Raw genomic sequence first — 20,969 nt, forward strand, 5'->3', positions numbered from 1 at the left:
CCATGAAAATCACTTCCGCCCGCGTCATCGTCACTTGCCCGGGCCGCAACTTCGTCACGCTCAAGATCGAGACCGACCAGGGCGTCTATGGCATCGGCGACGGCACGTTGAACGGGCGCGAGCTTTCGGTGGTGTCCTACCTGCAGGATCACGTGGTGCCCTGCCTGATCGGCATGGACCCCCGCCGGATCGAGGATATCTGGCAGTACCTTTACAAGGGTGCCTACTGGCGGCGCGGCCCGGTGACGATGCGCGCCATCGCCGCGGTGGACATGGCGCTGTGGGACATCAAGGCCAAGATGGCGGGGATGCCGCTCTACCAGCTGCTCGGCGGGCGCAGCCGCGATGGCGTGATGGTCTATGGCCACGCCAATGGCTCTGACATTGCCGAGACGGTCGATGCCGTGGGCCACTATATCGACATGGGCTACAAGGCGATCCGCGCGCAGACCGGTGTTCCGGGCATCAAGGATGCCTACGGTGTCGGGCGCGGCAAGCTTTACTACGAACCTGCCGACGCCAGCCTGCCCTCGGTGACCGGCTGGGATACGCGCAAGGCGCTGAACTATGTGCCCAAGCTGTTCGAGAAGCTGCGCGAAACCTATGGCTTCGATCACCACCTGCTGCACGATGGCCATCACCGCTATACCCCGCAGGAAGCGGCGAACCTGGGCAAGATGCTTGAGCCCTACCAGCTGTTCTGGCTGGAAGACTGCACGCCTGCGGAAAACCAGGAAGCGTTCAAGCTGGTGCGCCAGCACACGGTTACGCCGCTGGCGGTGGGCGAAATCTTCAACACCATCTGGGATGCCAAGGACCTGATCCAGAACCAGCTGATCGACTATATCCGCTGCACGGTCGTGGGCGCGGGCGGCATCACGCACCTTCGCCGGATTGCCGATCTTGCGGCCATGTACCAGATCCGCACCGGCTGCCACGGCGCGACCGACCTTTCGCCCGTCACCATGGGCTGCGCGCTGCACTTCGATACCTGGGTGCCCAATTTCGGCATCCAGGAATACATGCGCCACACCGAGGAAACCGACGCGGTGTTCCCGCATGACTATCACTTCGAGGCGGGCGAGCTGTTCTGCGGCGAGAACCCCGGCCACGGTGTCGACATCGACGAGAAGCTGGCTGCGAAGTATCCCTACAAGCCCGCCTACCTGCCGGTCGCCCGGCTGGAAGACGGGACAATGTGGAGCTGGTGAACGAACGATCCGGGCTTGCATGAGGCGCGCCGCGCGGCCAATCAGCCGCCATGCGCGTTGCCCTGTTCGAGCCCGAGATTGCCGGAAATGTCGGAGCCGTCCTGCGGCTCGGTGCCTGCCTTGGCGTTGCTGTAGACCTGATCGAGCCCATGGGCTTTGCCTGGGACGATCGCCGTGTGCGCCGCACGGCGATGGACTACATCGATCACGTCTCGGTCACGCGGCACTCGGGCTTTGCCGAATTCCGCGCGATGATCGGGGAAAGCCGCCTGTTGCTGTTCACCACCCGGGGCAGTGAAGCGGTCTATGATTTCGCCTTCCGGCCTGATGACGTGCTGCTGTTCGGCAAGGAGAGCGCCGGGGTTCCCGCCACGGTCGCAGAGGTCTGCGATGCGCGCCTGCGCATCCCGATCCGCCCGCAGGTCCGCTCGATGAACCTCGCCTCGTCAGCCGCGCTCGCGCTGGGCGAAGCGCTGCGCCAGACAGGTGCCTTGCCGGGTTAGATCGCGCATGGTCCGTGCCCCCAACCTGTCCGTCCGGACAGGCCACTTTGGCACGATTTGGCCTTGCCCCTTTGCGACACATTGCGCAAATGCAGACCATGACAGCAAAGACGCCAGTCCTGCGCGCGCCCAAGAGCGATGAGCCTGCCGCAACCGCGCCGGCATCGGCCCTGTCGCGCGATGCGCGTGCTGTGCGATCCGGCCTGGCGCTGCGCGAGGCGCTGCTCGCGCTGCTGGAACGCAAGCCGTTCGACCAGATCACCGTGCGCGATATCTGCGCCGAGGCCGGGGTCCACTACGCCACCTTTTTCCGCCATCACCCGACCAAGGAAGCGCTGCTCGATACCATCGCGCGCGACCAGATCTCGCGGTTGAGCGACCTTGCCATGGCGATCCGCGGGGCGGACGATTACCAGGCCGGCTTCCATGCCATGTGCGCCTATGTCGACGATCACCGCGACTTGTGGTCCACCCTGCTGAACGGCGGCGCGGGCGCCGCCATGCGCGAGGAATGGGTCCGCGTGGCAACCGAAGTGGCAAAGAACGAGACCTCGGTGAACGACTGGCTGCCGGTGGAGCTTGGCACCGTCTGCACGTCGACGGTGATCGCCGAAACGCTCGCCTGGTGGGTGGCGCAGCCGCGGGGCAAGATCTCGGTGGACGAGATTGCCAAGATCCTGAACCGCATGCTGACGGCGATCATCGCCCCCTGAAGCGGGGCCGGGGTTCGCGGTTCAGTAGTGCTGGCTCTCCGGCAGGTTCAGCACCATGCCTTCCATCGCCTCGATCACCTTGGTCTGGCAGGCAAGACGCACGCCATCGGTCGTGTCCTCGGAAAATTCGATCATTTCCTGCTCGTTGCCTTTCGGTTCGGCAAAGCAGTGCCGCCATTGTGCAGGAACATAGATGCGGCAGGTGCCGCAGGCGCAATTCCCGCCGCAATCCGCTGAAATGCCCGGCACGTTGCCATAGGTCGCGGCCTTCATCAGCGAGAGGCCGGGTTCTGCCTCGACCTCGGTCTGCGATCCGTCATGCTCGACGAAAGTGATCTTCACCATTGAAACGGTCCTTTCGCGATCAGGCGGGGTCGAAATCCATCCACTGCTCGGTCACGCCGTAAAGCGAATAGTTGGGCAGGTGTTCGAAGCGGCGGGCGCCCTTGGGGCCGTGCCGCTCGTCGCTGATGCGGATATTCTCCATGCGGGCGAGCAGGCGCTCGATCGCGACGCGGCCCTCGGCGCGCGCCAGCGGCGCACCGGCACAGGCATGCAGGCCGCGGCCGAAGGCAACATGGGTGCGCCCGTTCTTGCGGTCGATGTCGAACGCGGCCGGATTTTCAAAGCGGCGCGGATCGCGGTTCATCGCCAGGGTATGGATCATCACGTGCTGGCCCGGCTCGAAATCGAAACCGGCGATGTTCACCGGCTTGCGGACATAGCGGAAAGTGCTCTTGGACGTGCCTTCCAGACGCAGGTTCTCGTCGACGAAATCGCCGATCTTGTTCGGCTCGGCGCGCAGGCGGTCTGCCAGTCCTTCTTCGTCCGAAAGGCGGCGGAGCATGGCGGCGAACAGCTGCACGGTCGTGTCCTGCCCGGCACCGAACAGGAATGTCGCCAGCCCGACGATGTCGACGATTTCCGGCAGGGTGCCATCCTCGAACGTCTGCTGCGCCATCAGCGTCAGCACGTCGTTCCTCGGATTGGCACGGCGATCGGCGATGTAGCCATAGAACTGCATGCCCATGCGGGCGAGCGGGTTGGTCGACATGTCGAAGTGCCCGCCAAGGTTGCCCGGCAGCTGGTTGGGCGGAGCAACAAGGCCGCGGATGGCCTCATGGTCTTCTTCCGGCACGCCCAGCAGGTCGGCCACGGTCAACTGTGCAAAGGGCGATCCGAAATCGGTGAGCACATTGAAGGTGCCCTTGTCGATGAACTCATCGATGATGCGATCGGCGAGCCGGTACATGAAGGCCTCGTTGGCCTTCAGGCGCGCCGGGGTGATCATGCCGTTGAGGATCGACTTGGACTTGGCGTGCTTCGCCTCGTCCTCGGTCATGATCGTGCCGAGATAGGGGTTGCCGGCGCGGGTTTCCTCGATCTGTTCGTCGATATCGCGCGAACTATCGTATTCCAGCGGCAGGTAGGGACCGGTCACGGTGTTGATGGCGGAAAAGTGGATGTCGTCCTTGTAGATCGCCACGCCCTCGTCATAGCCGGTGACCGCCACGACATTGCGGAAGCCCAGCGGCACGATCGGACCCTTGGCGCGCAGCGCCTCGAAATAGTCGAACGGCTTCTGCGCCACGGCATTGTCGGTGAATACGTCGGCGCTGGTCAGGTCGGTCATGTCACTCTCCGCAGGGTCTCGAAATGCTTATGCGATACACTGTAGCATAGGAGACGGAATCGGCCTGAGTCAATCGCCTTGCAGGCGATGGCGATCAGGCCCGTGTGCCGGTGACCTTGGCCGATCCGAACATGCCCATCTTACACTTGCCCGAAAGCGTATCGCCGGTGATCTCGAGGTCGTACTTGAGCGTGATCTTCATCGGCTTTTCCACCTTCAGGTCAAAGCGCACGCGATTGCCCTCAAGCGTTCCGCCGGTGAATTCCTGCGCTCCTTCCGGGCTGGTAAGTGCGCCGGAAACCGCGTTGCCCTCGGTGCGCAGCGTCAGGACCATCGCTTGGGGTCCCATCGGAGTCTTGAGCACCGCGTTCCAGTCGCCATCGACACTGGCAGGGCCCGAAGTCTCCGCAGGTGCCGCCAGGCCTTGCGCCGTGGTCGCGGGGGCTGCCGGCTGCGGCGCAGCAGCAGGTGCCGATGCCACAGGCGCAGGGGCGGAGTGGCCGGATACGTCGCGTTGCTCGATCACGTCGAGGATCCGCGCCGGGGTCAGCGGCAGGACAAGATCGTCGATCTCGCCAAAGGGGGAAAGGGCATCGGCGATGGCATTGACCAGCGTGGGCGGACCGATGATCGCGCCGCCTTCACCCACCCCGCGCATCCCGCCGATGGTCTTCGACGGGGTGTTGGCGTGGATGAATTCGAACTGCGGCACGTCGCTGATTGCCGGCAGCAGGTAATCCTTGAACGTCGCCGCCTTGGGATTGCCGCGGGCATCGTAGGGCATGTCCTCAAGCAGGACCATGCCGATCGCCTGGGCGAGGCCGCCGGAGATCTGCCCTTCGACCACGCCGGGGTTGATTACCGTGCCGCAGTCCTCGCTGCTGATCCAGCGCAGGATGCTGACGAAGCCGGTATCGGCATCGACCTCCACCACGCAGGCATGGGCGGCGCTCGTCATGGTCATCGGCGGGGGCTGATAGCGGAACTGCGCCTCAAGCCCGGTATCGAGCCCGGGCGGCAGGCGGTCAGGCTCGCCATAGGCGATGGCTGCAAGCTCGCCCAGCGAACGCGACATTTCGGGCGCGCCGGCCACGTGGACCATGCCGTTTTCGACCGAGATGCTATCGGGCGAGGCGTTGTAGAGGTGTGCGGCAACGGCCTTCACCTTGCCCGCCAGCAGTTCGGCCGCGCGGATCGCCGCGCCGCCGCCGATCACGCCCTGCCGGCTGCCCGCCGCGCCGGGGCCGAAACCGCCGTGGGCGCTGTCGCCTTCGAAGACGGTCACGTCCTCATAGGCCACGCCCAGCCGGTCGGCGATGCACTGGGCCATGGTGGTGGCCGTGCCGTGGCCCTGGCTATGGGTAGACATGGCGGCGGTCACCTTGCCGGTGGGCTCGATCCGCACCTGCGCCAGCTCGCCGGTCATCGGTGCCATGGTCCCCGCCGCGCCGGTCGGCTCGACATAGGCGGCAATGCCAAGCCCGAGGTAACGCCCCTGCTTGCGCGCCTCGGCCTGCTCCTTGCGGAAGGCGGCGACGTCGAAATGGCTCACCAGCTTTTCCAGGCACTCGCCCGGGGTGATATCGTCCACCGGGATGCCCATCGACGAGACGGCAGGCTGGTCCTTCAGGTAAAGCAGGTTGCGGCGGCGCAGTTCGACCGGGTCCATGCCAATCTTGCGCGCCGCCTTGTCGAGCAGGGTCTCGCGGATCAGCGATTCCATGGCCCAGGGCCCGCGATAGGCGGCAAGGCCGTTGGTATTGCTGTACCACCCGCGCGAAAGGAACGAATAGGCGGGCATCCGGTAGGCAGCCCAGACGAACATGTGCACGGCAATGTTGTTGTCTGCCCCCTGCGGATAGGCTCCGTTGTTGCAGTCATAGACCGCATGGGCGGCAAGCAGGCGGCCATCGGCGTCGAAGCCGGTGTCGAGCACCATTTCCGCCTCGCGTGCCTGGTTGGAAGCGGTCAGCGCTTCCCAGCGGTCTTCGGTCCATTTCAGCGGACGGCCGAACAGCCAGGCTGCGCAGACCACCGCGCATTCCTCTTTCCACGGCGTGTTCTTCAGCCCGAACGATCCGCCCACGTCCTTGGATATGACCCGGATCGCCGTCTGCGGCAGGCCCAGCGCAAGGCTCATCCAGCGGGCGATGTTATGCGGGCTCTGGCAGGTGATGTAGAGCGTCAGCTCTTCGGGGCCTTCGCGCGTCGCGATGACTGCGCGGTTTTCCATCGGGGCCTGGCTGATACGCTGGTGAACAACCTTCTGGCGGACCCGGAAGACTGCGGTTTCGAGTGCCTGCGCCAGATCCTCCTCCGGCTCCTCGTCGCCGATCTCGGAGGCCACGTTGCTGTCGGTGCCGGGATGGATCGGCGGGGCCGAGCGCGCATCGGCCAGGGTGACGACGGGATCGAGCTCCTCGTAAGTCACTTCGACCAGCGAAGCGGCATCTTCCGCCAGCGCGCGGCTGTCAGCAATGACCAGCGCCACCGGATCGCCGGCATATTGGACGTAACCATCTGCCAGTGGCGTGGTCGGAACTTCCATCGGCGCGAAGTAGAAGCTCAGCATGGTGAACGGCCGCTGCGCCAGGTCCTTGGCGGTATAGACCGCGTGGACGCCGGGCAGGTCGAGCGCCGCCGAGGTGTCGATCGACACGATGTTGCCGCGCGCGATCGGGCTTCGCGCGAAGGCGACATGAAGCATGCCGGGCAGGACGACATCATCGGTAAACTGCCCCCGCCCGGTCAGCAGGCGCGCATCTTCCTTGCGCTCAACACGCTTGCCGATCAGGCGTGCCGCGCCGATGCCTGCGGCGCCAACAGGATCGCTCATTGTCCGCCTCCCTGTCCGACGGTGCCCGCGGCAAGTGCTCTCGCGGCCTTGCGGATGCCCTGGTAGCCGGTGCACCGGCAGGTGTGGCCCGACATGGCCTCGAGCAGTTCGGCCTCGTCAGGCGTGCCGTCGCGCTCCATCAGCGCGGCGAAGGTCATCACCACGCCGGGGGTGCAGAAGCCGCATTGCAGGGCGTGGTTCTCGCGCATGGCCTGCTGCACGGGGTGCAGCGAGCCATCAGGTGCGGCAAGGCCCTCGGCAGTCTTCACCTCGGCCCCGTCGGCCTGGACGGCAAGCATCAGGCACGAACGGACCGCCCGGCCATCGACCATCACCGTGCAGGCACCGCAGACGCCATGTTCGCAGCCAAGGTGGACGCCGGTCCACCCGCCCTCGTTCCGCAGGAAATCGCCCAGGCTGGTGCGTGCCTCGGTCGTGGCGGCAAGCCGCGCGCCATTGACGGTCATCTCGACCTTGTGCTCGCTCATGCCGCTTCCCTCGCTTCCAGTGCTGTGCGCAGTGTCTTTTCGAACAGGCGCCGGCCCACCGTGCGGCGGTATTCGGCGCTGGCGTGGCTGTCATCGAACGGGGCCGTTCCCGATAGGGCCAGCTCGGCCAGCCCGGCGGGATCGACGCCGGAAAGCGTCTGGCCGACCAGCGCCCCTTCTGCCTCGCGCATGGCCACCGGGATCGGCCCCATGGCGAACCAGCACAGGCCGGCGCGGGTGATGCGTTCGCCGTCCAGAGCCAGCGCGCCGACCATGCCGGTCAGCGCAAAGTCCCCCGGCCGGCGGGCCACTTCGCGGAACAGCCACCGGTGGCCCGGCCCCCAGTCCGGATAGGTGATGCCGGTCACCAGTTCGTCCGGTTCCAGCGCGGTCATGTAGGGGCCGATATAGAAATCGCGTGCCGCCAGCCTGCGGGTGCCGCGCGTCGAGGCGATCTCGATCGTTGCGCCCAGCGCAACCGCAACGGCAGGCATTTCTGCCGCTGGCTCGCCCAGCGCCACCGAGCCGCCGATGGTGCCGCGATTGCGCGTCTGGTGATGGCCGACGTGGGCGAGGGCCTGGACCAGTGCGGGCACGTGCGCCTGCAAGGTTGCATCCGCCAATGCGTCGGCCTGCCGGGTGGCCGGGGCGACGCGGATGCCGTCTGCGGTGCGTGCGACGCCGGTGAAGCCTTCGATGCGGGTGATGTCGACAAGGATGAAGGGCTGGCTCATCCGCAGGTTCAGCAGCGGCATCAGCGTTTGCCCGCCCGCGATCACCGTGGCGCCGCCACCCGCTTCGGCGAGGATCTGGCAGGCCTCCGCCACGCTGCGGGGCGCGACATAGTCGAAAGGGGCCGGCTTCACTTGCCGCCGCTCCGCTTCCCGGCCTCGTAAGCCGCAGCGGCGACAATGACGAGCAGGGCGAGCACCAGCGAAACCAGTCCGCCCGAGACGAAATGCGCGCCGAGGTAATAGCCGACGAGTATCGCGGCGAGCAGGGCAGCCACCCAGCCCCACAGACCCGTGCCGCCGACCCCGGCCGGGGCACGGGGGAGGGATGGGGCCGGCGCGGATGTGGCGGCCTGTGTCGGCGCTCCGGCGGCAGGCGCGGAGGCAGCGGTGCCGATGACCACTTCGCCGAACCTGGTGAAGAACTTGCCGGCCAGGTTCCTTGCCGTGGCATCGATGATCGGTCCGCCCAGCTGCGCCATTCGCCCGCCGACTTCCGCCTCCACCGTGTAGGCTACGATTGTGCCCCCCGCGCCATCGTCGGAGAGGCGCACCTTTGCGCCGCCCCGGGCGTTGCCGGCCACCCCGCCATTGCCGGACCCGGAGATGGTATAGCCATTGGGCGCGTCGATATCGGAAAGCTGGACATTGCCTTTGAAGCGCGCGCCGATCGGCCCGATCTTCACTTCGGCCACGGCGGCAAAGCGATCATCCGCCTGCTTTTCAAGGCTCTGGCAGCCGGGGATGCACTGCGAGAGCACGGCAGGATCGTTAAGCGCCTCCCACACCCGCTGGCGCGGCGCGGCTATCCGCTGTTCTCCCGTCATCTGCATTGACATTCCCCTCCGCAAAACTCTCAATCTTGAATCTTGTGGCGCTTCCTTAATCAGGTTATGCGCCGATGTGTAGCACAACTTTCGGCGATGCGGCAGAACCGCTCGACCGCGCGAATAAAGACAGGTTTCGGGAAGGGGACAAGCCTTGGGCAGGGTGCAGATCGGTCGTTTCTTGGCAGCTTTCGGAGCGCTGGCCCTGCTGGCTTCCTGCGCCGGCGGGCCCGCCAACCCCATCGAGGAGGCAATGCTTGCCAACCCGGATGAATGGACCAGCTGGGGCCGCACCGGGCACGAAACGCATTATTCGCCGCTCGACGATATCGACACCGGCAATGTTGCCGACCTGAAACTCGCCTGGCACTTCGATCTCGAGCCCGGCTATTCGGCGTCCACCCCGCTGATGGCAGAAGGCAAGGTGTTCATCACCACCGGCCATTCGCACATCCGCGCGCTCGATGCCGTGACCGGCCAGCAGGTGTGGGAATACGATGGGGGCACGCGCCAGCGCGCCACCTCGTCGATGGGGCTGGGCTGGGGCAGCAAGGGCATCGCCTATGATTCGGGCCGGGTCTTCCTCACCACCACGGATGGCTGGGTCGTCTCGCTCGACGCCAGGACCGGCAAGGAAGCGTGGAAGGTGCAGGACAATCCCGATCCCGCCCCGCGCCAGTACAATGGCCCGCCGCGCGTGTTTGGCGGCAAGGTGATCGTCGGCTACGGCGGTGCGGACATCAGCGCGGCGCGCGGCTTCATCACGGCCTATGATGCGGCAAGCGGACAGCGCGCTTGGCGCTTCTACACAACGCCCGGCGACGAGCCCAATTCCGGCGGGCCCAAGGCGGACGAGCTGATGGCCAAGACCTGGCCCGGCGGCTGGAAGAAGCCCGACGGATCGCGTCGCGGCGGTGGCGGCACGGCGTGGAATGCGTTCAGCTATGATGCCGAACTGGGCCTCGTCTATCTCGGGGTCGGCAACGGTTTTCCCTATAACCAGAACCTGCGCAGCCCCGAAGGCGGCGACAACCTGTTCCTTTCGGCGATCGTCGCAGTCGACGTGAAGAGTGGGGCCTACAAGTGGCACTACCAGCTCTGCCCGGCCGAACAGTGGGACTGCACCGCCACGGCGGACATGACGCTCGCCACGCTGGAGATCGATGGAAAGCCGCGCAAGGTGCTGATGCAGGCGCCCAAGAACGGCTTCTTCTATGTCATCGACCGGACGAACGGGCAGTTCATCTCGGCGGAAAAGATCGCCAAGGTCACCTGGGCCGAGAAGATCGATCCCAAGACCGGCCGGCCGGTGGAAAATCCCGGCATCCGCTATAACGGCAAGCCCGGCCTGTTCGAAATGTGGCCCGGGCCGACGGGGGCTCATTCCTGGATGCCGCAGTCCTACAGCCCGCAGACCGGCCTCGTCTATGTTCCCATCCAGGAACTTGGCGCGCTGATCGGCGAAGGCCAGAAGGGCGGCGGGGAAATCGCCGCGGGCATGGGCACCACGCTGATCCCGGAAGTGGACCTGCCCGGCGGGCACAAGTCTTACCTCAAGGCATGGAACCCGGTGACGCAGAAGGAAGCCTGGCGCGTTGAACTGCCCGGCACCTGGCCGGGCGGCACCATGGCCACTGCCGGCGGGCTGGTGTTCCAGGGGCGCATGGACGGCACTTTCGTTGCCTATGATGCGGCAAGCGGCAAGCAGCTGTGGTCGTTCAAGACCGAAAGCCCGATCGTCGGTGCGCCGATCTCATACCGGGTGAACGGCAGGCAATACGTGACGGTCATCACCGGGGCCGGCGGGCAGGGCGCAGGCATGCAGACCCTGGGCAATGCCGGCCTGCGCACCGACTATCGCCTGCCGCGCCGGGTGCTGACCTTTGCGCTCGACGGCAAGGACACGATCCCGCCATTCGCTTACGAAGAGCCGCAGCCGCCGGCCGATCCCGAATTCCGGGCCGATGCTGCGCGGGCGCAGGCCGGGGCCATGCTCTATGGCGGCAATGCGTGCCTCGTCTGCCATGGCTGGAATGCCGTGGCGAGCGGTGCCGCGCCGGACCTGCGCTATTCGCCGATCATCACCGATCCCGCCACCTTCAAGGCCGTGGTCCAGGGCGGGGCGCTCAAGCTGAACGGCATGCCGCCTTTCCCGCAGATCAAGGATGGCGACCTTGAGACGATCCGCTTCTTCCTGCGCAGCCGCGCGCAGCAGGTGCCGGCCGAACGCAAGGCGCTTGAGGAACGCAAGAAGGCGCAGGCGGCATCAACCGCCAAGGCGCCGGACTTTGCGGGGAAGTGGGCCGTGGTGATCCAGACCTCGGCCGGGCCGCAGGAGGCTGTGCTCGACCTTGCGGTGAACGGCAACACGGTAACCGGCAAGGCCATCGCCTCGCAGGGAACCGCCGATCTTGCCGGCGCCTTCGCCAATGGCCGCATCAAGCTGGAAGGGCGGGCATCGATGCCCTTCCCCATCTCGATCGGCTATGACCTCACCATCCGTGACGGCGAGCTGACGGGAGACAACTCCAACGGCCCCTTCGGCACCTTCCCGGTGCGGGGAACGCGGCAGAAATAGCGGAGCTGGTCGCCGGGCTTTCGCCTCAGGCGACCAGTTCGGTGACGGTGCGGCTGGTGTTCATCGCACCGGTGCCCCAGTTCTCCACCTGCACGCCCATGGCCTGCTGGACGGATAGGACCACCCGCGATGTCGCATCGGCGCGGCCCGCCTTGTGATAGCCGGTACGCACGCGCCCGCCAGCACCGCCGATGATCATCATCGGGATGCCTTCCACCGCGTGCGACTTGGCGATGGAGCAGTCCGAGTGGGCGAACATCAGCGTATTGTCGAGCAGGGTGCCGTTGCCTTCCTTGATCGAGGCCAGCGCATCCACGAAATCGCGGCAGGCAAGCATGCTCTTGGCGGCGAACCAGGCGACCTGTTCCTGGTAGCCCAGCTTGGGATTGACCGGCTCTTCGTGTGTCAGCGTATGGTGCGTATCGGAGGACGATGACCGGCGCAGGTTCGATGCCGTGTCGGAGAACAGCATGTTGAACACGCGGGTCTGGTTGCAGGCCAGTGCCTGGGCCAGCAGCCCGGCCATGATCTTGTGATTGACCATGACGTTTTCGATATCGGCATCGACCACCGTCTTGCCGGGGGCCGAAGGCTTGGTGAAGTTCTCCACCCGTGCCGGCGGCTGGAGCTGCAGTTCAAGCTGCTGTTCCAGCTGGCGGACCGAGGTGAAGTATTCGTCCATCCGCTCGCGGTCGGCCGCGCCCAACGTCTTCATCAGCCGCTCGCGATCATCCTTCACGGCAGACAGCACGCTCTGGCGGACCATGGTCCGCGGATCGGGCGAGAAGGTGCCTTCGTTGGGATCGCGGAAGCCCTCGCCGAACAGGCGCTGGTACAGCGCGATGGGCGATGTCTCGCTGGGATTGGGCGATGCCGCGCCGCGATAGGAATAGGAACGCTGGATGCCGGACGCGCTCAGCTCGATGGAGCGGAAGCGGGTATCCTGGCCGATGACATTGCCGATGGCCACGTCAAAGGTGCCGGTCTTGGGCGTTTCGCCCGGCACCGGTATGCCGGTGCGCAGGCCGAAGTTGCCGGTCTGGTGCGGCTTGTTCGCCACCCCGTCCAGCTTCACGTCATAGCCGGTGAACAGGGCCATCTGCTTGCGATAGGGGGCCAGCGGCTCAAGATCCGGCGGCATCACGTAGTCAGCGCCTTCGGTCGCCGGGATGAACCGTTCGGGGATGAACCCGCAGCCCCAGATCCAGGTGCCGAAGCGCACCGGGATGCGCTGGCCCGTGGCGGCCAGGGCTTCGCCATTGCCGTCAAGGAACATGTTGAGGAAGGGCAGGGCGACGCCAACCTTGGCGCCATTGATCATGCCGCGAAGGATCGTGCGGCGGTTAAGGCTGGTCACGAGTTGTCTCCCTTCTTGCGCGTAATGGCTGTCTTGGTCCCTGCGGGGACAAGGGCCGGGTTCGATATGGTGAAGAACGCGGGGCCGGTGGCAATGGCCCGCATCAGATCAGGCACGCGGTAGCCGTTTGCGGCGAACTGTTCGGCCAGCTTTTCGAGGTAGGGCTCCTCTGCCGGGTTCGCCTTCCTGCCCGATGCGGTGCGCAGCATCTTGTCTGCCAGGCAAACCGGCAGGCCCGGGTGATCGTGCAGGGCCTTGCCCAGGCCCGTCGCGCCGGTGAACGAGGCGCCCATGAGCGAGCCGGTAAGGTCCAGCGTCACCCCGTTTTCCTTGCTGCGGAAGGTACCGATGCCATCGAAGCTTTCCAGCGTGAAGCCCATCGGATCGGTGATCTTGTGGCAGCCGGCGCAGGCCGGGTTGTCGTTATGCTCGGCAAGCCGCATCCGGGCGGTGGAGCCGGGACGATTGACCGCATCCTGCACTACCGAAAAGTTCACGTTGGCCGGCGGATCGGGAACCTTCTCGCACAGGAACACTTCGCGCAGCGACTTGCCCCGCAGCGTGGGCGAAGAGCGCCCGGGATGCGAATGCAGCGCCAGCAGGCTGATGTCGGTCAGGATGCCGGAGCGCTGGCTGGAGGGGGCATATTCGGTCTGCTCCCAGCCATTGCGGGTGGGAACCGGCTGGCGATAGATGATGCCCAGTGAGCGGTTCATCCACGTCTTGCGGGTGGTGAACAGCCCGCGATAGTCGCCCCGGTCCGCCACCAGGTGCGAAACGATCGTGCGCAGCGTCTGTTCCTGCGCATCGTTGGCCACGGCGACAGTATAGGCGGGATAGATCGAGGGGTCCTTGAACAGGTCATTGAACCCGTCGAACAGCAGCATGTCCGAGAAGAACGAGCGGACCGCCTTTTCCAGTTTGGGCGAGGACACCAGCCGGTCGACCTGCCGGGCAAGGCCTGCCTCGGTATGGATCTCGCCGCTGGCGGCAGCGCGCAGCAGTTCCGCATCGGGTGCCGTATCGCTCAGGAAGTAGCTGAGCCGGGTCGCCTTGGACCAGGCGTCCAGCCGCTGCTGTCCGGGACGGGCCGGGTCCGGCTCCGTCCGTTCGATCCGCATCAGGAAGTGCGGAGAGACCAGCATGCCCGCAAGCGCGAATTCGAGCCCGTCATGGAACTTGCCCAGCTTCTGCTGTGCCGTTGCGGCAACGGTGACATAGCGATCACGCTCGGCAGAAGTGAGCGGACGGCGGAACAGGCGCTGGCCATAGGTTTCGACAAAGCGGGTGGCACAGGCCTTGTCGAAGGCGGCTTCATCCTTCGGCTGGCATGGCATGAACTGCGCGCGGCGTTTTTCGCTGGTGACTTCGGCGGCGATGCTGCGCGCCGAAATGTCGTACTGCTCGATGCTGAAGGCCGACATGCCGCCATAGGTCGTGCCCACGGCCAGCAGGCCATCGACGCGCAGGCCGCGTTCGAAACGGCCGGCAATCGGCACGTCGGGCGCGAAGATGTCGGCGATGGTGGCGCGGTACTGCGATTCGGTCAGGCGGCGCACATTGCCGGGCGCTGTCGCCGGCCCGCTTTCCGCTGCCTGTGCCGGTCCGGCCACGCGAGCGCCGTCCTGCTGCGTCCAGGCGAGCGTCCCGGCGAGGGCCAGCCCCAGCCCGATGCAGGTCTTGCGAAGGAACGATGGATGCTTGCGGGTCACTTCATTTCCTCATGGCAAGGGGCGCGTTGATGCTCTGCGTCTTCGTATCGACCACGAAGGCGGGCATCAGGCGGATCTTGTATTGTGTGGAGATCGTGGTGCAGCGGCCAGTGGCCGGGTCGCGGTGTCCGTCGGCGGCCTGCTGCATGGCCTGGTAAACGCCATTGCACGAATAGCCGAGCGCGCCGGCGCGACCCACCGAAGTCTGGATGCGCATCCGCTCGGGCGCCAGTTCGCCCTTCGCGTTCCGGCTGGTCCGTACGCCGAACTGCACGTTGTAGATCGAATCGATCGGCGAATAGCCGGCCAGGTAGCCTTCCATGCCGCCGTCTGGCGTGAAGGTCAGCCGCACACGGGCATCGCGCAGCTCGCGATCCTCGGACATCGAATTGACCACGTTGATCAGGCGCACGTCCATCGCGCCGCTGGTGAGGACACCATTGACGATCCGCCCCTTGGCCGTCGCGTGGTAGCGCTTGTCGCGGTGGACGGCATAGGTGGCAAAAGGCAGTGCATTGCGCGCCGCGCTCAGTTGCAGCGGGTCGGCATTGGCATAGATGCCGACTTCGACCTCGGGATCGTTGGCCAGGCTGTCCACGCCCTTGAGCGAGACGAGGATGCCCCACGATCCGGTGTACATTTCGGTCTGGAAGCCATTGCCGGCACCGGTTGACTGGAAGCCGGTGGTGCAGCCGATCACGCGGTAGAACTGGTTGTCGATACCGCGCTGGCCCTGCGCGCCGCGAAATTCGGGATGGCCGCAGGTCGCTGCGGACTTGCCCTTGCCCTTGCCATCGCCGTCGAGGTCAATGCCCTGGGCAATCGCATCGCGCCCTTCGACCATGCGCCAGTTGGGATCTGTCGGGCCGGCCTGCGGGTTCATGCAGATGTTCTGGCCGTTGGGCGCGGTGTTGACCATCATGTTCAACCGGCGCTGATAGCCCTGATCGCTCTCGCCTTCGCGCCGCGCCCCTTCGGGCCGGGCCTTCAGCTGTTCGACCAGTCCGCGGACGCCGCCGGTCAATCCGCGCGGGCATGCGTTCGACGCCGAAGCATCGGGGCCAAGGGCATATGCGAATTCGGTGGCGACGAAGCCTGCTTCGCCATTGCGCACAACGTCAGCGAAGACCTCGTCGCTGACCGGCGTCGGAGCAGGGGCGGGATTCGCCTCGGCCGGGCGCCAGAAGCTGGCACCGGCCGCCGCCGCAACCACCAGGGCGCTTATAGCCAATGGAGCCAATAGTCTGCGTTGCGGCACCCAACTCTCCTCGATCCCTGACACGGCAAGCCTCGTGGACCCGCCTGGTAAGACCGCATTATCGCGATCTCGCGGCAGATGGCCAGACCGATCGCCGCCGGTGCGACCATTTATTACAAGCTGCTACGAAGCCCCGAATGTGGCGGTTTACGCGGGGTATCGGCCTATTCCTGCCAGCCATGACCGGGTTGACACGCGGCGGATGCCTTCCGAATAGCCGGGCAGGCAATCAGCGGGAGAGAACGATGCGCCTTGCAACCTATGGCCTGGCCTTGCTGGCCGCTGGTGCCTCCATCGCGCCACTGGCGGCGAAGCCCGCCCGCGAAGTTGCGTTGTTCAACGGCAAGGATCTTTCCGGCTGGACCTTCTTCCTTGAGGAAAAGGAATTCAACACTGGCGGCAAGGGCCGCATTTCCGATTTTGCCCGGGTCTTGCCGGGCGGGGTGCTTGAGATTCGCCCCCGGATGCACGGCGCCCTGATCACCCGGCGCGATTACCTGAACTACCGTCTGCGGGCCGAATTCCGCTGGCCCGAACCCGGCCCGCGCGATGACAGCGGCCTGTTCCTGCGCGTCCGCCCGCCCTTCGCCTGGGACATGGTTCATGGCGAGATGGCGCGGTTCTACATGTTCCAGATCCAGCCCGGCAACACCGGCGACCTGTGGGTGATGGGCTACAGCGAATCCTTGCTGAAGACCGATCCGGCGCGCTCGTTCCAGCCGTTCGGCAATCTCCCGCTCGGGCCGGGCGGACATATCCGCCGCCACGTGAAGACCCACGATGCCGAGCGGCCCGCGGGCGAGTGGAACGCACTTGAAGCCGTGATCGAGGGCAAGACGGTGAAGGTCTATGTCAACGGCCAGTTGGTCAACGAAGGGCGCAACCTTGCCGACCTGCCCGGGCGCATCGGCCTGGAATCGGAACGCGGCACCATCCAGTACCGCAACATTCGCCTGCTTCCCCTCCCGGACAAGGCAGGGGGCTAGGCCGCAGGGATCAGGCGATCACGCCGCCATCGACCGGAAGGGTGCTGCCGGTCATGAACAGCGACATGTCGCTGGCGCAGAACAGCACGGCCCGGGCAACGTCGTCCGCCACGCCATGGCGGCCGAGCGGGCTGCCGGCGATGCCCGGGATGCCGGTGTGCTTGAAGATTTCCGCGCCGGCTTCCTTCAGGAACATGGTGTTCTCCGTCAGGCAGACGCCGGGCGCGATGCCCATCACGCGGATGCCGTGCGGGGCAAACTCGATCGAAAGCTCGCGCGTCAGGCCGACCACCCCGTGCTTGGAACTGACATACGCGGCCTGGCCCGAGGAAATGCCGCGCAGACCCGCGAGCGAGGCAATGTTGACGATGACCCCGCCCTTGCCGGCCGCGATCATCCGCCGCGCCGCCTCGCGCGCGCCGACGAAGGTGCCGCGCAGGTTGATGTTCTGCACCTTGTCCCATTCCTCGATGGCAAGGTCGAAGGCCGGGACGTGCGAGGCGACACCGGCGTTGTTGACCCATATGTCCAGTGAACCGAACCTGGCCACGGCGTGATCGGCCACGGCCTCGATCTCGGCAACATTGGCTGCGTCCATGCGGATGGCGCTGGCCGGTCCTTCCAGCCCCTGCGCGGTTTCCTGCGCGCCAGCCTCGTCGATGTCGCAGACCACGACACTGGCCCCGGCTTGTGACAGGCGGCGCGCGATGGCCTTGCCCAGCCCCCGTGCCGACCCGGTGACGACTGCCGTACGCCCCTTCAGCGAAACGATTTCGGAAACGGGCAGGTCGGTTACGTCGGGCAGTTCCATGTAATCCCCCAAGGACAGGCAGGCAGATAGTATGCGATACAATGTCGCGTAATATCCTGCGCACGGTCAAGCCGAAACTTTGCCCGGCGTCCCTTGCGCAGCGCCTTCAGCCGCCGATCATCCCCTGCGGGCCGGCATCGATTGCCGCCTGTGCGTGCATCTGGAAGTAGCCCAGGAACGAGGCCATGAAGGTGAGGAAGGAACAGATCATCAGGTCGGAAAAGCGGATCTGCCCGGTACGCCCCGGCGGTTCATCGAGCAGGCCCTGTTCATGGCCGCTGGCCAGCAGGCGCAGCAGGTTGCTGCGCGACCCGCCAAAGCGCCCGGCGGCACTGCGGATGCTCAGTTCCACCGCACTGCGCCGCAGTTCGGCATCTCCGGTGATGGAGGCGAGGGCCACGTGTTCCATCAGCAGCCAGCCACCATCCGATGCGGCGAAATGCAGCACTTCTGGAAAGGGGTCGATCGGCTGCCAGCCGGCCAGCAGTCCCTGTGCGCCCCGGATCCGCATTTCTCGGCCCAGCTCGGGAAAGTCGCGACGGATCTCCAGCAGGTTGCTGCCTGCCGCCGCATCGACCGAGGCAAAGATATTGTCGTTCCATTCCTCGACGATGGCCATGAACCGGCCGGTCGGTTCGAGATGGACGACGCGGCTGTCCAGCTTCGAGCGGACCGGGGTCAGGTAACCCCCCAGTTTCATGACGTTGAGGAAAGCAGAGACCCGGCCCGGACTGGCCAGGCCGAGCTGCCTGCAGACCCGCTGCAGGTTGGCCACGGTCAGCCCCGATCGCGGATCGCCGGGATCGCGGGTGGCATGCAGGTACAGCGTGAAGACCAGGATCTGGAACCGCCAGACTTCGGCCACCACCTTGTTGAGGATCAGGTTGTAGGCGAAGAACGGCTGCATCACGCCTTCATGGCGGCGCACACCGTCAAGGAAGCGGGGAAGGTTCCTGAAGGCGACGATACGATTCCATTCCGCTTCCGGCATGCGGCTGGCGAACAGCGCGTCATGCTTGCGGATATCCAGGCAGTCAGACATTCAACTCCTCGTCCCGGCGCAGGCCGACCGATCCGGCCGACCCGTCGCGGCACGCTTCCCGATAAGCTGCGCGATATACGTATAAATGCCTGGGCACGGATAACGGCGCACCGGCTTTTCCACGGTGGCGCCTGCCTTGCGGAACAATCGCCCCGGCATTGCGCACCGCCGGGACGGGAAGAGCCGATCAGCACGGTCGGCGCCGGCTCAGGGCTGAACAGCTGCTCTTGTCGTTGCGCGTCAGAAGCTGGCTGACAAGGTAAGGTTGGCGGTGTGGTCCACCCGGTCCGCACCGTTTCGCACCACCCACTGGTTGAGGTAGCCCGGCTCGAGCGTCACCGCCTTGCCCAGCGGCACGGAAACGCCCGCGAAGTTGCGCCACAGGCCCAGGCCATCGCGCTGGAAGCCGGTTTCGTTGAGGCCGATGAACGGTTCGGTCCACACCACGCCGCGCATCTTGCCCGATAGCGGCGCGGTCAGCCGCAACTGCTGGCGCAGGCGCCAGGCCGTGCCCGGCTGCTCTTCAAGGAAGCGCTGTTCCAGCCGGGTGCGGCCGGTGATCGTCACCCCCTTGCCATCGCCCAGCAGGCGGAACGAGAGCTGCTGGAATAGGCGGTGCTCGTTGGTCCGCACCGGGCCGACCGGATCGGTCATGACATAGGCATAGCCGATCCAGGCCGTGGTGGTCTTGTCCAGCTTGTAGCCGATCGCCGGACGCACCAGGAACTGGCCGAGGCGCGAGGCATCGTTGGTGAAACGCTCCTGCGCCTCGAGCCAGAGCTGGCCGCCACCGCCCAGGTCGACCGTGGCGGTCTGCGCCAGCCAGATGTTCGCATCTTCCTCTGCCGCGTGGGCGGCCAGTGGGACGAGGCAGCCGATCAGGCCTGCCATGACGGAGACGGTGCGAAACATCGGGCGGCCCTCCGGTCAGAAGCGGTAGCTGATGCCGCCGCTGACCACCCACGGATCGAGCTTGTGGTCGGTTTCCAGGGCGACTGCCGCACCCTTGTAGAAGCTCGCCGTGGTGTTGACGAAGTAGCGCTTGGCATCGACGCTCAGGCCAAGGCCGCGGTCGTTGATCGGCAGGTCGAAGCCGGCCTGCAGCGCCACGCCGAAGCGGTTGGAAAGATCCACCTTGGTCACGCCCAGCGTCGCGGCATCGGCGCCGACACCTTCGCTGAAGATGAAGAAGTGCGTCGGACCCGCGCCGAGGTAGGGTTTCACCCCGCCAAGGTCGAAGTGGTACTTCAGCGTAACGGTCGCCGGCAGGATGATCGCATTGTCGACCAGGCGCGCGCCGGCCAGTCCGCCCCGGCCGTTGACGTCGTGCGGGGTGACGCAGCAGATCGTCTCGATCGAGAAGTTGGGCGAAACGAAATATTCGACCGCCAGCGTGGGCACCACGGCATCGCTGGCCTTGGACTGCGTCGTCGCCGGGGCGCCCAGCGTGTTGGTCTTCACCGCGCTGATCTTGCCATCGGGCAGCACGCCGGTGGCAAAGGCCTTGACCTGGATCTTGCCCTCGCTGCTGCCGGCAAGCGCGGGCGAGGCAAGGGCAAAGGCGGAGACGAGCGCGGCGGATGCCGCAAGGGTACGCTTAAGCATGGGGGGAATGCTCCATCGGGAGGAAATGGGGCGGGCGGCTGCCGCTCAGGACCCGGCAGCCGCCCGGTCTGCCTTACTTCGGCGAGTAGGGCAGCGACGAATGGTGCAGGACGATGCGCAGCTTGCCGTCCCCGCCGCGGACATAGCCCCAGGTCTTGTCCACCTTGGTCATGTTGCCCTTGGCGTCCCAGATGGTGACGTTGCCCATCGAGATCGCGGAATTGCCGGTGACGACCACGCCGGCGTTGTCGATCTTGAACGTGCGCCAGCCCTTCAGCGCGAAGCCGCTGTCATTGGGATAGGTCTTGTCGCCACCCACGAAGTAGGCCAGCGCCCCATCGCGCGAGGTGCGGAAGGTCTGCGGCGTTACCGTCAGCGTCGGCTTGAACAACACCGGACCCATGCCATAGCCATAGGCGCTGTCGAGCACCTGTTCGGCCACCTTCTTGGCGGCGGCATGGCCCTTGGTGTCATATTCGGTGGCAATGGCGACCAGCGCCTGGCCCCAGGCCTGCTGCGCGGCTTCGACCTCGGCCACGGTGATCGGCGCATAGGTTGCGGTGGGGGCGGCGGCACCGGCGTGGTTGTGGGCCATCGCCGGGGTGGCAAGGGCCGCTGCGGGCGCCACGGCAAGGGCCAGAAGGCGCGTCTTGAAGGTCTTCATGGTGTTCGCTCCTT

At 65.9% G+C, this 20,969-nt stretch carries 19 protein-coding genes; 5 read left to right on the forward strand and 14 right to left on the reverse strand.

The features are described 5' to 3' along the window. Nucleotides 1-2: 2 nt before the first annotated feature. The 3 genes from manD to C0V78_RS11755 all read left to right on the forward strand — a co-directional run bounded on the left by manD (nt 3) and on the right by C0V78_RS11755 (nt 2,427). A complete protein-coding gene (gene manD / locus C0V78_RS11745; protein ID WP_101797884.1) occupies nt 3-1,211 on the forward strand; it encodes a mannonate dehydratase in 1,209 nt (402 codons plus the stop codon). A 50-nt stretch (nt 1,212-1,261) separates the two neighbouring features. Beyond that, the gene (locus C0V78_RS11750; RefSeq protein ID WP_101797885.1) at nt 1,262-1,714 is read left to right on the forward strand and encodes a tRNA (cytidine(34)-2'-O)-methyltransferase; all 453 of its coding nucleotides are present in this window, start codon (nt 1,262-1,264) and stop codon (nt 1,712-1,714) included. A gap of 98 nt (nt 1,715-1,812) precedes the next feature. Beyond that, nucleotides 1,813-2,427 carry a TetR/AcrR family transcriptional regulator gene (locus tag C0V78_RS11755; RefSeq protein WP_101798343.1) on the forward strand — a complete coding sequence of 205 codons (615 nt, stop codon included), beginning with the start codon at nt 1,813-1,815 and terminating at the stop codon, nt 2,425-2,427. A 21-nt stretch (nt 2,428-2,448) separates the two neighbouring features. On the opposite strand, the gene C0V78_RS11760 is transcribed toward C0V78_RS11755, so the two are convergent. From C0V78_RS11760 to C0V78_RS11785, 6 genes are all read right to left on the reverse strand, one after another. Continuing rightward, the gene (locus C0V78_RS11760; RefSeq protein ID WP_101797886.1) at nt 2,449-2,772 is read right to left on the reverse strand and encodes a 2Fe-2S iron-sulfur cluster-binding protein; all 324 of its coding nucleotides are present in this window, start codon (nt 2,770-2,772) and stop codon (nt 2,449-2,451) included. Between the two features lie 19 nt (nt 2,773-2,791). Beyond that, nucleotides 2,792-4,060, reverse strand: a complete 1,269-nt coding sequence (locus C0V78_RS11765) for a cytochrome P450 (protein ID WP_101797887.1) — start codon at nt 4,058-4,060, stop codon at nt 2,792-2,794. Nucleotides 4,061-4,154: 94 nt separating this feature from the next. After that, entirely contained in the window at nt 4,155-6,896 is a 2,742-nt protein-coding gene (locus tag C0V78_RS11770; protein ID WP_101797888.1) for a xanthine dehydrogenase family protein molybdopterin-binding subunit, read from the reverse strand. Further along, a complete protein-coding gene (locus tag C0V78_RS11775) occupies nt 6,893-7,384 on the reverse strand; it encodes a (2Fe-2S)-binding protein (RefSeq protein WP_101797889.1) in 492 nt (163 codons plus the stop codon). The genes C0V78_RS11770 and C0V78_RS11775 overlap by 4 nt, the downstream gene beginning before the upstream one ends. Further along, nucleotides 7,381-8,250 (reverse strand): xanthine dehydrogenase family protein subunit M, encoded by an 870-nt coding sequence (locus C0V78_RS11780; RefSeq protein WP_101797890.1) that lies wholly within the window; start codon nt 8,248-8,250, stop codon nt 7,381-7,383. The genes C0V78_RS11775 and C0V78_RS11780 overlap by 4 nt, the downstream gene beginning before the upstream one ends. Continuing rightward, on the reverse strand, nt 8,247-8,948 hold the full coding sequence (locus C0V78_RS11785; RefSeq protein ID WP_101797891.1) for a CoxG family protein: 702 nt from the start codon (nt 8,946-8,948) through the stop codon (nt 8,247-8,249). The genes C0V78_RS11780 and C0V78_RS11785 overlap by 4 nt, the downstream gene beginning before the upstream one ends. Before the next feature lie 175 nt (nt 8,949-9,123). Between C0V78_RS11785 and C0V78_RS11790 the strand changes: the two genes are divergently transcribed. After that, nucleotides 9,124-11,520 (forward strand): PQQ-dependent dehydrogenase, methanol/ethanol family, encoded by a 2,397-nt coding sequence (locus tag C0V78_RS11790; protein WP_254049903.1) that lies wholly within the window; start codon nt 9,124-9,126, stop codon nt 11,518-11,520. A gap of 25 nt (nt 11,521-11,545) precedes the next feature. Here C0V78_RS11790 and C0V78_RS11795 read toward each other — a convergent pair whose 3' ends face one another. From C0V78_RS11795 to C0V78_RS11805, 3 genes are read right to left on the reverse strand one after another with little or no spacing between them, the layout of a single operon-like run. Further along, entirely contained in the window at nt 11,546-12,877 is a 1,332-nt protein-coding gene (locus C0V78_RS11795) for a DUF1552 domain-containing protein (protein WP_254049904.1), read from the reverse strand. Further along, on the reverse strand, nt 12,874-14,589 hold the full coding sequence (locus C0V78_RS11800) for a DUF1592 domain-containing protein (protein WP_101797892.1): 1,716 nt from the start codon (nt 14,587-14,589) through the stop codon (nt 12,874-12,876). The genes C0V78_RS11795 and C0V78_RS11800 overlap by 4 nt, the downstream gene beginning before the upstream one ends. A 1-nt stretch (nt 14,590) precedes the next feature. Then, nucleotides 14,591-15,820 (reverse strand): hypothetical protein, encoded by a 1,230-nt coding sequence (locus C0V78_RS11805; RefSeq protein WP_144039888.1) that lies wholly within the window; start codon nt 15,818-15,820, stop codon nt 14,591-14,593. A gap of 272 nt (nt 15,821-16,092) precedes the next feature. Between C0V78_RS11805 and C0V78_RS11810 the strand changes: the two genes are divergently transcribed. Further along, nucleotides 16,093-16,833, forward strand: a complete 741-nt coding sequence (locus tag C0V78_RS11810) for a DUF1080 domain-containing protein (protein ID WP_158241548.1) — start codon at nt 16,093-16,095, stop codon at nt 16,831-16,833. A gap of 10 nt (nt 16,834-16,843) precedes the next feature. Here the strand turns inward: C0V78_RS11810 and C0V78_RS11815 are convergent, their stop codons facing one another. From C0V78_RS11815 to C0V78_RS11835, 5 genes are all read right to left on the reverse strand, one after another. After that, entirely contained in the window at nt 16,844-17,644 is an 801-nt protein-coding gene (locus tag C0V78_RS11815; RefSeq protein ID WP_101797895.1) for an SDR family NAD(P)-dependent oxidoreductase, read from the reverse strand. 106 nt (nt 17,645-17,750) lie between these two features. After that, on the reverse strand, nt 17,751-18,686 hold the full coding sequence (locus C0V78_RS11820; protein WP_101797896.1) for a hypothetical protein: 936 nt from the start codon (nt 18,684-18,686) through the stop codon (nt 17,751-17,753). Between the two features lie 240 nt (nt 18,687-18,926). Further along, a complete protein-coding gene (locus C0V78_RS11825) occupies nt 18,927-19,598 on the reverse strand; it encodes a DUF2490 domain-containing protein (protein ID WP_101797897.1) in 672 nt (223 codons plus the stop codon). A gap of 15 nt (nt 19,599-19,613) precedes the next feature. Continuing rightward, nucleotides 19,614-20,291, reverse strand: a complete 678-nt coding sequence (locus C0V78_RS11830) for an OmpW family protein (RefSeq protein WP_101797898.1) — start codon at nt 20,289-20,291, stop codon at nt 19,614-19,616. 73 nt (nt 20,292-20,364) lie between these two features. Next, nucleotides 20,365-20,955, reverse strand: a complete 591-nt coding sequence (locus C0V78_RS11835) for a phosphoribosyl-AMP cyclohydrolase (RefSeq protein WP_101797899.1) — start codon at nt 20,953-20,955, stop codon at nt 20,365-20,367. Nucleotides 20,956-20,969: the final 14 nt, after the last annotated feature.

The organism is Novosphingobium sp. TH158, from assembly GCF_002855555.1.
Classification (GTDB): Bacteria; Pseudomonadota; Alphaproteobacteria; order Sphingomonadales; family Sphingomonadaceae; genus Novosphingobium.